This window comes from Pseudomonas sp. PS01303 (assembly GCF_029959385.1).
In the GTDB taxonomy this organism is placed as follows: domain Bacteria; phylum Pseudomonadota; class Gammaproteobacteria; order Pseudomonadales; family Pseudomonadaceae; genus Aquipseudomonas; species Aquipseudomonas rustica.
On the sequence record NZ_JASCPK010000017.1, the window covers coordinates 1 to 13,339 of the forward strand.

At 60.9% G+C, this 13,339-nt stretch carries 11 protein-coding genes; all 11 read left to right on the top strand.

Going from position 1 to position 13,339, the window contains the following annotated elements; translation table 11 throughout:
* Positions 1–179: 179 nt before the first annotated feature.
* Positions 180–1,190, top strand: a complete 1,011-nt coding sequence (locus tag QMX93_RS08105) for an aspartate-semialdehyde dehydrogenase (protein WP_282354432.1) — start codon at positions 180–182, stop codon at positions 1,188–1,190.
* 208 nt (positions 1,191–1,398) lie between these two features.
* Positions 1,399–4,065, top strand: a complete 2,667-nt coding sequence (locus QMX93_RS08110; protein WP_282354434.1) for a FimV/HubP family polar landmark protein — start codon at positions 1,399–1,401, stop codon at positions 4,063–4,065.
* A gap of 227 nt (positions 4,066–4,292) precedes the next feature.
* Entirely contained in the window at positions 4,293–5,117 is an 825-nt protein-coding gene (gene truA, locus QMX93_RS08115) for a tRNA pseudouridine(38-40) synthase TruA (RefSeq protein ID WP_053118938.1), read from the top strand.
* Between the two features lie 65 nt (positions 5,118–5,182).
* Entirely contained in the window at positions 5,183–5,815 is a 633-nt protein-coding gene (locus QMX93_RS08120; protein WP_212544409.1) for a phosphoribosylanthranilate isomerase, read from the top strand.
* A 200-nt stretch (positions 5,816–6,015) separates the two neighbouring features.
* Positions 6,016–6,936, top strand: coding sequence for an acetyl-CoA carboxylase, carboxyltransferase subunit beta (gene accD / locus QMX93_RS08125; protein ID WP_008083214.1), 921 nt, complete (start codon positions 6,016–6,018; stop codon positions 6,934–6,936).
* Positions 6,933–8,240: a bifunctional tetrahydrofolate synthase/dihydrofolate synthase gene (folC, locus tag QMX93_RS08130; RefSeq protein ID WP_282354447.1), complete on the top strand. Its 1,308-nt coding sequence runs from the start codon at positions 6,933–6,935 to the stop codon at positions 8,238–8,240. The genes accD and folC overlap by 4 nt, the downstream gene beginning before the upstream one ends.
* Positions 8,224–8,886, top strand: coding sequence for an SPOR domain-containing protein (locus QMX93_RS08135; RefSeq protein ID WP_282354448.1), 663 nt, complete (start codon positions 8,224–8,226; stop codon positions 8,884–8,886). The genes folC and QMX93_RS08135 overlap by 17 nt, the downstream gene beginning before the upstream one ends.
* A gap of 98 nt (positions 8,887–8,984) precedes the next feature.
* Positions 8,985–9,545, top strand: a complete 561-nt coding sequence (locus QMX93_RS08140) for a CvpA family protein (RefSeq protein WP_053118946.1) — start codon at positions 8,985–8,987, stop codon at positions 9,543–9,545.
* 41 nt (positions 9,546–9,586) lie between these two features.
* Positions 9,587–11,092 (top strand): amidophosphoribosyltransferase, encoded by a 1,506-nt coding sequence (purF, locus tag QMX93_RS08145; protein ID WP_053118948.1) that lies wholly within the window; start codon positions 9,587–9,589, stop codon positions 11,090–11,092.
* 73 nt (positions 11,093–11,165) lie between these two features.
* Positions 11,166–12,377: an O-succinylhomoserine sulfhydrylase gene (locus QMX93_RS08150; protein ID WP_282354456.1), complete on the top strand. Its 1,212-nt coding sequence runs from the start codon at positions 11,166–11,168 to the stop codon at positions 12,375–12,377.
* Positions 12,374–13,150 carry an SDR family oxidoreductase gene (locus QMX93_RS08155; RefSeq protein WP_282354458.1) on the top strand — a complete coding sequence of 259 codons (777 nt, stop codon included), beginning with the start codon at positions 12,374–12,376 and terminating at the stop codon, positions 13,148–13,150. Before QMX93_RS08150 ends, QMX93_RS08155 begins: the two co-directional genes overlap by 4 nt.
* Positions 13,151–13,339: the final 189 nt, after the last annotated feature.

Below are 13,339 nucleotides of genomic sequence, written 5' to 3' on the forward strand. Positions count from 1 at the left end.
CTCGCTCCCACATTTGATCGGCGCCGAACACTCAGGTTGTGTCCGCCCGATATTCACTGTGGGAGCGAGCTTGCTCGCGAAGGGGCCGGTGCAGGCGCCGCAAATCCCCGGCAGAAATTGCCTGTGCGCCAGTCACCCGGTAAAGTGCCGCTCCCCCCGTTTCGCCAGAGGCTCGCACCATGACCCAGACCCTAGATATTGCCGTAATCGGCGCCACCGGTACTGTCGGCGAAACCCTCGTACAGATTCTCGAAGAGCGCGACTTTCCGGTCGGCAACCTGCACCTGCTGGCCAGCAGCGAATCCGCCGGTAGCTCGGTGCTGTTCCGCAACAAAAACGTGCGTGTGCGTGAGGTCGACGAGTTCGATTTCAGCAAGGTCAAACTGGTGTTTTTCGCCGCTGGCCCGGCCATCACCCTGAGTTACGCGGCGCGCGCTCACGCTGCCGGTTGCTCGTTGATCGACTTGTCCGGCGCCTTGCCGGCCGATCAGGCGCCGCAAGTGGTGCCGGAAGCCAACGCCGCTGTACTCGCCAATCTGAAAGCGCCGTTCCAGGTCAGCAGCCCAAGCCCGTCAGCCACCACGCTCGCGGTGGTACTGACGCCGTTGCTCGATCTGATCGATCTGCAATACGTCAATGTCAGCGCCAGTCTGGCGATGTCCGCGCAAGGTCGTGAAGCCGTTTCCGAGCTGGCGCGGCAAACCGCCGAGCTGCTGAACATGCGCCCGCTGGAGCCAACCTTTTTTGACCGACAGGTAGCGTTCAACCTGCTGGCTCAGGTCGGCACGCCGGACGCGAACGGGCACACGCTGCTGGAAAAACGTCTGGTGCGCGAGCTGCGCCAGGTGCTGGCGCAACCTTTATTGAAGATTTCCGCAACTTGCGTTCAAGCCCCGGTGTTTTTTGGCGATAGCTTTAGCGTGACCTTGCAGTCGAAGAAGGCCGTCGACCTGGAAAAGGTCAACGCGGCGCTCGAAGCGGCGCCGGGGATTGAGCTGGTTGAGGCCGGTGATTATCCGACTGCGGTTGGTGACGCAGTAGGGCAGGACGTGGTCTATGTCGGGCGCGTGCGCAGCGGTGTCGACGACCCGGCGGAACTTAATCTGTGGCTGACGTCAGATAACGTACGCAAAGGCGCGGCCCTTAACGCTGTGCAGGTGGCTGAATTGTTGATAAAAGACCTGCTGTAAAAGATACTTGGCAACAATTTGTCGACTGATTCTAGGTGAGCGCTATGCTTGCCCGGAGCAGTTGAAAACGTATCACCCTCCGGGACTTTCCGGGGCATCAAAGAAATGATCGCGCGCGACATCTGTCGTCGTCGCGCGCAATGCCTTACGGCAGCGACAATCAATATCTTCTCGCTGGCCGAGGAACGTTCAAACAAAGGATGAGGCTATGGTTCAAGTTCGCAAACTGGTGTTAGCAATAGCGGCCGCCTCGGCGCTGTCCTCCGGTATGGCGCATGCCCTCGGGCTCGGGGAGCTGACCCTGAAGTCGACCCTGAACCAGCCGCTGGTGGCTGAAATCGAGCTGCTCGACGTCAAGGATCTCACCGCTGCCGAAGTGGTGCCGAGCCTGGCTTCACCCGAAGATTTTGCCAAGGCCGGCGTTGATCGCCAGGCCTTCCTCAATGACCTGACGTTTACCCCGGTGCTCAACGCCAGTGGTAAAAGCGTACTGCGCGTGACGTCGAGCAAGCCGCTGTCCGAGCCGATGGTGAAATTCCTCGTGCAGGTGATGTGGCCGAACGGCCGTCTGCTGCGCGACTACAGCGTGCTGCTCGATCCGTCGAAGTTCTCGCCGCAGACGGCTGATGCCGCTGCGCAACCGGCGCCGTCGCAAACCGTCACCGCGCCAACCACCGGCGCCACGCACTCGACTCAATACACCACGACCGCCCGCGATACCCTGTGGGAAATCGCCGCGAAGGCGCGTAATGGCGGCTCGGTGCAGCAGACCATGCTGGCGATTCAGGCGCTGAACCCGGACGCCTTTATCGGTGGCAACATCAACCGCTTGAAAACCGGTCAGGTGCTGCGTCTGCCGGATTCGACACAAAGCACCGCGCTGCCACAAACCGCCGCCATTGCGGAAGTCGCTGCGCAGAACGACGCCTGGCGCTCGGGCCGTCGTTACGTGGCCAAGCCTGGCACTGGCCAGCAGCAGCTGGATGCGACCAATCGTGGTCGTGGCAATAGCGGCGCTGCGCCAAATACCAGCGACAATCTGAGCCTGGTGTCTGCCGAAAGCGCCAAGGCGCGCGGTAAAGGCCCGGCCGGCGATGCCAAGGCGCTGAGCAACAAACTCGCCGTCACGCAGGAAAGCCTCGACACGACCCGTCGCGACAACGAGGAATTGAAGAGCCGCGTGTCCGATCTGCAAAGTCAGATGGACAAGCTGCAAAAACTGATCGAGCTGAAGAACAATCAACTGGCGAAACTCCAGGCTGAAGGCTCGGGCGCTGCGCCAGCGGCTAACGCTGCAAATCCAGCGGTGCCTGCGGTGCCTGCGATTACCGCCGAGTTGGCCGCGACACCGCCTGCAACTCCGGCAGAAGCGGCCGCGTCGCCAACCCCGGAATCGGCGATTGCACCGCCAGTCGATGCGCCGGTAGCGCCGACTGCCGAGCCAAAACCGGTTGTCGATGATGAGAAAACCTTCAACGAGCTGCTGACCAATCCTGTCCTGTTGGGGCTGATCGGCGGCGGTGCGGTGGTTCTGCTACTTCTGCTGTTGCTGCTGGCGCGTCGCCGCAAAGCTCAGCAGGAAGCCGAGAAACACATGCGCATGGCGCGTGCCTTGTCCGAAGAACAAGAGTTCTCCGCTGAACAGGATCTGCCGGAAAGCAGCTTCGAAGGTCTGGAAACACCAGCCGCCAGCGTCACACTCAATACCCCGGCTCCGGCGCCAACGCCTGCACCGGCAGCGGTCGTTGCGCCAGTGGTCATGGCCACGCCAATTGCGGCGCCGCTGGTTTCTCCAGCCGCCGAGCGTTCCGATGACGTGCTCGACAAAGCGCAATCGCACATCAATGCCGGTCGCTTGAATCAGGCAGCGGCGTTGCTGGAGGAGGGCGTCAGCCTCGAGCCGCAACGCAGTGACCTGCGTCTGAAACTGATGGAAGTCTACGGTCAGCAGGGCGATCGCGATGCGTTCGTCGCTCAGGAACGTCAACTGGTGGCCAATGGCGATAACTTCGCCAAGGTCGAAGAGCTGAAAAGCCGCTTCCCGGCCATGGCCCTTGTCGCTGCCGGTGGTTTGGCTGCTGCCGCTGTAGCTGCCGAACTGGACGCGCAATACGTCAAAGACTTGCTGCTGGATGAGCCGGAAGCACCTGCTGCTGCCCCGGCACCGGCGGAAGATGATCTCGACAGCGCGTTTGACCTGAGCCTGGACGATCTCGACAACATCACGCCGATCGAGCCTGCGCCTGTTGTTGAGCCGCAAGCGCCGGAAGCACTGGCCGAACTCGACGAATTCCCGGCGGATGACGATCTGAGCTTTGAATCGGTGCTGCAACAGCAGACCGACATCAAAGAAAACCTCGACGATCTGTCGGACTTCGATCTGGATCTGGATCTCGGCGCCGAACCGTCGCCAGCCACTCTGGCCGAAGACGACTTCCTGCTGGATCTGGACGATGGCGTGAAAGACCTGTCGCCGGTTGAGCCGCCCGTCGTGGCTGACGTACCGCAGGACGATCTGGAACTGCCGGCCGATTTTGATCTGTCGCTGGCGGACGAGATGGACTCCAATCCACCGGCCGAGCCTGATGCGTTCGCGGCGGAGCTGGATGACGTCAACGCTGAACTGGATCGTCTGTCGCAGAACATCGCCGAGCCGACGTTTACTGAGGCGGATGCGGCGCTGGACGCTGATCTGGGCGAAGACGATTTCGACTTCCTCTCCGGCACCGACGAAGCGGCGACCAAACTCGATCTGGCTCAGGCCTACATCGACATGGGCGACAGCGACGGCGCGCGCGACATTCTCAACGAAGTGTTGACCGAGGGTGACGAGAAGCAGCGGGGCGAGGCCAAGGACATGCTTTCGAGCTTGTAATCAGTCCAGCGGTAAACGAAACGGCAGCCCATAGAGGCTGCCGTTTTTGTTTGGGTTTTCAAGATCAAAAGATCGCAGCCTTCGGCAGCTCCTACAGGGGAATGCGGATTTCTGTGCAGGAGCTGCCGAAGGCTGCGATCTTTTGATCTTGAGGCCTTATAATGCCCGCCTTTGCAAAAACAGCAGGCTGTCCCACCTTGGCAAACATAGATAACCCGGTCGCCGAAATGGCCCCCGACGGCTTTTACCGCGTTGCGCTGGGCGTTGAATACAAAGGCTCGCGCTACAGCGGCTGGCAACGCCAGTTGACGGGTGTGGCCACGGTGCAGGAAGAGCTCGAAAAAGCCCTGTCGAAAGTCGCCAACTCGCCGGTTTCCTTGCAGTGCGCCGGGCGTACCGACGCCGGTGTGCATGCCTGCGGGCAAGTGGTGCATTTTGATACCACGGTCGATCGCTCGCTGAAAGCCTGGGTCATGGGCGCCAACATCAATCTGCCCCACGACATCAGCGTCAGTTGGGCGCGGGTGATGCCGGCGCATTTCCATGCACGGTTCAAAGCCATCGCCCGCCGTTATCGCTACGTGATCTACAACGATCAGATCCGTCCGGCGCACCTCAACGAAGAAATCACCTGGAACCACCGCCCGCTCGACGTCGAGCGCATGGCCGAGGCCGCGCAGCACTTGATCGGTACGCATGACTTCAGCGCGTTTCGTGCCGGTCAGTGCCAGGCCAAGTCGCCGATCAAGAAGATGCATCACCTGCGCGTCACCCGCCACGGCAAGATGATCGTCCTCGACATCCGCGCCAACGCCTTCCTGCATCACATGGTGCGTAACATCGCTGGCGTCCTGATGACCATCGGTGCGGGCGAGCGGCCGGTCGAGTGGATGAAGGAAGTGCTGGAAAGCCGTGAACGCCGCTCCGGCGGGGTGACAGCGCATCCGTACGGCCTATATCTGGTGCAGGTCGAGTACCACGATGAATTCCCGTTACCCGAGCGTTTTATCGGGCCACATTTCCTTACGGGATTCTCGGAACTTGGCGGCTGACGCCCTCGAACGCTTTTGTTACCATCCGGGACTTTCCCGGATTTTGCCTTGGAGTTTTTCTCGACATGTCAGCCGTTCGCAGCAAGATCTGCGGGATTACCCGCATAGAAGATGCGCTGGCCGCCGTCGAGGCCGGGGCGGATGCGATCGGATTTGTGTTTTACGCCAAGAGCCCGCGCGCAGTGTCCGTGCAGCAGGCGCGGGCGATCATCCAGGCGTTGCCGCCGTTTGTGACCACCGTGGGCCTGTTCGTTAACGCCAGCCGCTGCGAGTTGGGGGAAATCCTCGATGCGGTGCCGCTGGATCTGCTGCAGTTCCACGGTGATGAAGTCGCTGAAGACTGTGAAGGCTGGCATCGCCCGTACATCAAAGCGTTGCGGGTAAAGGCTGGCGACGACATCGCCGCAGCTGTAGATGCCTACCCAAGCGCCAGCGGTGTGTTGCTCGACACCTATGTTGAAGGCGTGCCTGGCGGAACCGGTGAGGCGTTCGACTGGTCTTTGATTCCGCAAGGTTTGAGCAAGCCGTTGATTCTGGCCGGCGGCCTGACCCCGGAAAACGTCGCGGGCGCCGTGGCCCAGGTAAAACCCTACGCCGTAGACGTCAGCGGCGGGGTAGAGGCGAGCAAGGGCATCAAGGATCACGCAAAGATCCGCGCATTTATCCAAGCAGTGCGCAGCAATACATCGTCGATGTGACGGCTGGCAGTCTGCCGCCGTCCATCAATGCACTTGCACAAAGCAAGCGTGGCTGAGGGTTGTCTGGATTGCACGCAGGTCATGTTTCGCGCTGACCGTGGCGGTTCACCAACCATCGCCGCACACATGAATTTAGCTCAAGGGCATACGCGGGGTTGCGAATCGAAAGGTTCGGGCCGCCGGTACTGGAGAAAGAAAGCATGAGCAACTGGTTAGTAGACAAACTGATCCCTTCGATCATGCGTTCCGAGGTCAAGAAGAGCTCGGTGCCTGAAGGTCTTTGGCACAAATGCCCGTCTTGCGAGGCTGTGCTGTATCGTCCGGAGCTGGAAAAGACCCTGGACGTTTGCCCCAAGTGCAACCACCACATGCGCATCGGCGCACGTGCGCGCATCGACATCTTCCTCGATGCCGAAGGTCGCAACGAACTGGGCGCCGATCTGGAGCCGGTTGACCGTCTGAAATTCCGCGACGGCAAAAAGTACAAGGATCGCCTGGTGGCTGCGCAAAAGCAGACCGGCGAGAAAGACGCGCTGATCTCGGTCAGCGGCACCCTGCTGGGCATGCCGGTGGTGGTTTCGGCGTTTGAATTCAGCTTCATGGGCGGTTCCATGGGCGCCATCGTTGGTGAGCGGTTTGTCCGCGCTGCCAACTACGCGCTGGAAAACCGTTGCCCGATGATCTGCTTCGCCGCTTCCGGCGGTGCGCGCATGCAGGAAGCGCTGATCTCGCTGATGCAGATGGCCAAGACCTCGGCTGTGCTGGCGCGTCTGCGTGAAGAAGGCATTCCGTTCATCTCCGTGCTGACCGACCCGGTCTACGGCGGTGTTTCCGCGAGTCTGGCGATGCTCGGCGACGTGATCGTCGGTGAGCCGAAAGCCCTGATCGGTTTTGCCGGCCCGCGCGTTATCGAACAAACCGTGCGTGAAAAACTGCCGGAAGGCTTCCAGCGCAGCGAATTCCTGCTGGAACACGGCGCGATCGACATGATCATCCACCGTCAGGAACTGCGCCCGCGTCTGGGTAACCTGCTGGCACAAATGACTGGCAAGCCGACGCCGAAATTCGTCGCCGCGCCAATCGAGCCGATCGTGGTTCCACCGGTACCTGCTGGCCTATGACCGAGCGCACCCTTGGCGAATGGCTCGCCTACCTTGAGCAGTTGCATCCGTCGGCCATCGACATGGGCCTGGAGCGTTCGCAACAGGTAGCGTCCCGCATGGGGCTGGGCCAGCCGGCGCCTCGGGTGATTACGGTCACCGGCACCAACGGCAAGGGTTCGACCTGCGCATTCGTGGCTTCATTGCTGCGTGCGCAGGGCCTGAGCGTCGGTGTCTACAATTCTCCGCACCTGCTGCGTTACAACGAGCGGGTGCAGCTCAATGGCCTCGAAGCCACTGACGCACAGCTGTGCGAAGCCTTTGCTGCGGTTGAGGCCGGGCGCGGCGACACTTCCCTGACCTACTTCGAAATGGGCACCCTCGCGGCGTTCTGGCTGTTTCAACAGGCAAAACTCGACGCTGTGGTGCTCGAAGTTGGGCTGGGCGGGCGTCTGGACACGGTCAACGTAGTCGATGCCGACATCGCGCTGGTCACCAGCATTGGCGTCGATCACGCCGATTATCTGGGCGACACCCGCGAATCCGTGGCTTTCGAGAAGGCCGGGATTTTCCGTCAGGGCAAACCTGCCTTGTGTGGCGATCTGAATCCTCCGCAACCGTTGCTCGACAAGGCGCGCGAACTGGCCTGTCCGTTCTTCCTGCGTGGGCGTGATTTCGATCTCGGTATCACCGATCAGCACTGGCAGTGGCGCGGTACCGATGCGCAGGGGCAGGCTGTCGAACTGCGCGACTTGCCGTTGCTCGATCTGCCGATGGAGAACGCTGCGCTGGCGTTGCAGGCGTATTTGTTGCTCGGTTTGCCGTGGCATGCCGAGCAGATCATTGCCGCCTTGCAGGCGACTCGCGTGGTCGGGCGTCTGGATCGCCGTTCGTTCGAGTGGAACGGCAAACGCCTGAATGTGTTGCTGGATGTGGGGCATAACCCGCACGCGGCCGAGTATCTGGCCCGTCGGCTGGCCTCGCGGCCACCGGTCGGCAAGCGCCTGGCAGTGTTCGGTTTGTTGGCCGACAAGGATCTGGATGGTGTTGTCGGCGAATTGAATGCTAGTGTCGAGCATTGGGCTGTCGCGCCGCTGGATTCGCCGCGCGCACTTCCGGTGGCTGAATTAAACGCGGCATTGCAGAACCTTGGTGCGTCGGTCACGTCTTACGACAGTGTCGCCGCCGCCCTGGACGGTCAATGCGCAGTGGCGACGAGCGACGACGAGATTCTGTTGTTCGGATCATTTTATTGTGTCGCCGAGGCCCTTGAATGGTTGGCCCGGCGCTCCACGGAGGAAGCGGCAAATGGCTTTGCTGGATAAAGCGTACAAGCAGCGCATGGTTGGCGCTCTGGTGCTGGTGGCGTTGGCGGTGATTTTCCTGCCGATGCTGTTTTCGCGTCAGGACGAACAGCGTCAGGTTGTCGTGGAAGCACCGGCTGCCCCGCAAGCCCCGACCGTGCCGCAAGTGCAGGTCGAGCCGGTCGCCGTGCCTGAGCCGCAAGCCTTGCCGCAAGAGCCTGTGCCGACGGACGAAGAGGTTGCCGAGCAAGAAGCGCCTTCGGCACCGATCGCCGCCGCACCGGTAGTGCCAGCGCAGATCGTCAAACCGACAACGCCGCCGCCAACCTCAAAACCGATTCCTGCGCCTGCTCAGCCGATTACTGCCGGCCCGAGCGCCGCAGCGAGCAAGCCGGACACCACGCAAAGTCGCGTCGATGCCAACGGTCTGTCGGTGAGCTGGTCGGTGCAACTGGCTAGCCTGTCGAGCCGTGCCAGCGCCGAAAGCCTGCAGAAAACCCTGCGCAGCCAGGGTTACAACGCCTATATCCGTACGGCCGATGGCAAGAATCGGGTGTTTGTCGGCCCGCTGATCGAGCGCGCTGAAGCCGATCGTTTGCGTGATCTTTTGAGCCGTCAGCAGAACCTCAAGGGTTTTGTCGTGCGCTTCCAGCCTGAGCGCGGCTAAAAACTATCGCCTCGATTGAAATGCACTGACAATCGCAGCTTACCGAGAGGCATGCGCTCTGCTAAAATGCGCCGCCTTATCCGTCTGTAGGCTGCACTGTGCCATTTACCTGGGTTGACTGGGCGATCGTTGCAATCATCGCCATCTCCGCTTTGATCAGTTTGAGCCGCGGCTTCGTCAAAGAAGCATTATCGCTGGTGACCTGGATCATCGCAGGAGTCGTCGCCTGGATGTTCGGTGGTTCATTGTCCGAGTACCTCGCCGGATACATCGAAACCCCATCGGCTCGCGTGATCGCGGGCTGTGCCATCATGTTTGTCGCCACACTGATCGTGGGCGCAATGATCAATTATCTTATCGGCGAGTTGGTACGCGTCACCGGGTTGTCCGGGACCGATCGATTCCTCGGCATGGCCTTCGGCGCAGCGCGTGGCGTGTTGCTGGTGGTTGTGGCGATCGGGCTGTTGAGCCTGGGGCCGGTACAGCAGGACGGGTGGTGGAAAGAATCCCAACTCGTTCCCAAGTTTCTATTGGTCGCCGACTGGTCCAAAAACCTGATCCTCGGGTGGAGCAGTCAGTGGCTTGCCAGCGGAATCAGCGTACCCGCTGATATTCCGTTCAAGGAGCAACTCTTGCCGTCGGCGAAAACGCCTCAGTGAGTGTTGTTCAGTTCAGATCCATTAAGTAGGGGTTGCGTCGCATGTGTGGCATCGTCGGTATCGTCGGTAAGTCGAACGTCAATCAGGCGCTGTATGACGCGCTAACCGTGCTCCAGCACCGCGGCCAGGACGCTGCCGGTATCGTGACCAGCCATGATGGCCGGTTGTTCCTGCGCAAGGACAATGGCCTGGTGCGTGACGTGTTTCAACAGCGTCACATGCAGCGTCTGGTCGGCCACATGGGTATCGGTCACGTCCGCTATCCAACCGCGGGCAGCTCGACTTCGGCCGAGGCTCAGCCGTTTTACGTCAACTCGCCTTACGGCATCACCCTGGCGCATAACGGTAACCTGACCAACGTTGAACAGTTGGCCAAAGAGATCTACGAATCCGATCTGCGGCACGTCAACACCAGTTCCGACTCGGAAGTACTGCTGAACGTGTTCGCTCACGAGCTGGCCCAGCGCGGCAAGCTGCAACCGACCGAAGAAGACGTGTTTGCCGCCGTGACCGACGTGCACAACCGTTGCGTCGGCGGTTACGCGGTGGTCGCGATGATCACCGGTTACGGCATCGTCGGTTTCCGTGACCCGCACGGCATCCGTCCGATCGTGTTCGGCCAGCGTCACACCGACGAAGGCGTCGAGTACATGATCGCCTCGGAAAGCGTTTCCCTGGACGTGCTCGGTTTCACCCTGATTCGCGACCTGGCGCCGGGCGAAGCGGTTTACATCACTGAAGAGGGCAAGCTGCACACCCGTCAGTGCGCGACCAATCCTTCGCTGACCCCATGCATCTTCGAACACGTTTATCTGGCGCGTCCGGATTCGATCATCGACGGCGTGTCGGTGTACAAGGCTCGTCTGCGCATGGGTGAGAAACTCGCCGAGAAGATTCTGCGCGAGCGTCCAGAGCACGACATCGACGTGGTTATCCCGATTCCGGACACCAGCCGTACTGCGGCACTGGAGCTGGCGAACCACCTGGGCGTGAAATTCCGCGAAGGCTTCGTCAAGAACCGATACATCGGCCGTACCTTCATCATGCCGGGCCAGGCAGCGCGCAAGAAGTCGGTGCGCCAGAAGCTCAACGCCATCGAGCTGGAATTCCGCGGCAAGAACGTGATGCTGGTCGACGACTCGATCGTGCGCGGCACCACGTGCAAGCAGATCATCCAGATGGCCCGCGAAGCCGGCGCGAAAAACGTCTACTTCTGCTCGGCTGCTCCGGCGGTGCGCTTCCCGAACGTCTACGGCATCGACATGCCAAGCGCTCACGAGTTGATTGCACACAACCGTTCGACCCAGGACGTGGCGGATCTGATCGGCGCTGACTGGCTGATCTATCAGGACTTGCCTGACTTGATCGAAGCGGTCGGTGGCGGCAAGATCAAGATCGAGAGCTTCGATTGCGCGGTGTTCGACGGCAAATATGTTACCGGCGACGTCGATGAGGCGTATCTGGACAAGATCGAGCAGGCGCGTAACGACTCCTCGAAGATCAAGACCCAAGCGGTCAGTGCGATCATCGATCTGTACAACAACTGAGTTTCTACCGGCCCTGAGGGGCCGGTTTTGTATCTGACTTTCTATTTTCGAGAACAGCGCAAGGAGTGACAGCATGAGTCAGGAATGGGATGCCGGTCGGCTGGACAGCGACCTTGAAGGCGTAGCGTTCGATACCCTGGCCGTACGTGCCGGTCAGCACCGTACGCCGGAAGGTGAGCACGGTGATCCGATGTTCTTCACCTCCAGTTACGTGTTCCGCACTGCCGCCGACGCGGCCGCGCGCTTTGCCGGCGAAGTGCCGGGCAACGTTTACTCGCGTTACACCAACCCGACCGTGCGCGCGTTCGAAGAGCGCATTGCTGCGCTGGAAGGCGCCGAGCAAGCCGTTGCCACCGCAACCGGCATGGCCGCGATTCTGGCGGTGGTGATGAGCCTTTGCAGTGCTGGCGATCACGTGTTGGTCTCGCGCAGCGTGTTCGGTTCGACCATCAGCCTGTTCGAGAAGTACTTCAAGCGTTTCGGCGTGGAAGTCGACTATGTGCCACTGGCCGACCTGTCGAGTTGGGATGCGGCAATCAAGTCGAACACCAAATTGCTCTTCGTCGAGTCGCCGTCCAATCCTCTGGCGGAGCTGGTCGATATCGCCGCGCTGGCAGAAATCGCGCACGCCAAAGGCGCGATGCTGGTGGTCGACAACTGCTTCTGCACGCCAGCCTTGCAGCAGCCGCTGAAAATGGGCGCGGACATCGTCGTGCATTCGGCGACCAAGTTCATCGACGGCCAAGGCCGTTGCATGGGCGGCGTGGTCGCCGGTCGCAGCGAGCAGATGAAAGAAATCGTTGGTTTCCTGCGTACTGCCGGGCCGACCCTGAGCCCGTTCAATGCGTGGATCTTCCTCAAGGGTCTGGAAACCCTCAACCTGCGGATGAAGGCGCACTGCGCCAACGCCCAGCAACTGGCCGAATGGCTGGAGCAGCAGGACGGCATCGAGAAAGTCCATTACGCCGGCCTCAAGAGCCATCCGCAGCACGAACTGGCCCAGCGTCAGCAGAAAGGCTTCGGCGCGGTGGTGAGCTTTGAGGTCAAGGGGGGCAAAGAGGGCGCGTGGCGCTTTATCGATGCGACTCGACTGATTTCGATCACCGCCAACCTCGGCGACAGCAAAACCACGATCACCCATCCGAGCACCACCTCCCACGGCCGTCTCGCGCCGCAAGAGCGTGAAGCAGCGGGAATCCGTGACAGCCTGATCCGCATTGCGGTCGGTCTGGAAGACGTGGCGGATCTGCAAGCCGATCTGGCGCGCGGTCTGGCAGCGCTGTGATCGAGTTGTCGACCCCGAAACCTGGTACCCATGGCCGCGTTGCGCTGGTCACGGGTGCTGCGCGCGGTATCGGTCTGGGGATTGCGGCATGGCTGATCAGCGAAGGCTGGCAAGTGGTGCTGACCGATCTTGACCGCGCGCGCGGTTCGAAAGTGGCGAAGGTGCTGGGCGAAAGTGCCTGGTTCATCGCCATGGACGTTGCCGATGAGGCTCAGGTCGCGCTCGGTGTAGCGGAGGTGTTGGGGCAGTTTGGTCGTCTCGACGCTTTGGTGTGCAACGCGGCCGTGGCTGATCCGCACAACATCACCCTGGAAAGCCTCGATCTGGCCTACTGGAATCGTGTGTTGGCGGTGAACCTCAGTGGGCCGATGTTGCTGGCCAAGCACTGCGCGCCGTACCTACGCGCTCACAACGGTTCGATCGTCAATCTGGCGTCGACCCGTGCGCGGCAATCGGAAGCCGACTCTGAGGCGTACGCGGCGAGCAAGGGCGGGTTGTTGGCGCTGACGCATGCATTGGCGATCAGTCTGGGGCCGGAGATTCGTGTTAACGCGGTCAGCCCGGGCTGGATCGATGCGCGCGATCCTTCGGTGCGTCGAGCGGAGCCTTTGGCTGATGCCGATCATGCTCAGCATCCGGCGGGCAGGGTAGGGGCGGTCGAAGACGTGGCGGCGATGGTTGCGTGGTTGCTGTCGAGGAATGCCGGGTTTGTCACCGGGCAGGAATTCGTCGTCGATGGCGGCATGACGAAAAAGATGATCTATAGCGAGTAGATCGCCTTTTTCTATTGAATTTGCGTTGAATGAACTGACGCCTTCGCGAGCAGGCTCGCTCCCACATTTGGAATGCATTCCCCTGTGGGAGCGGGCTTGCTCGCGAAGGTGCTCTCGCAGGATGGAAACAATTTCGTCTTTTTTAGAAAAACTTCAATCCTGCTATTGACTTAGGTTCGCTACCTGCGT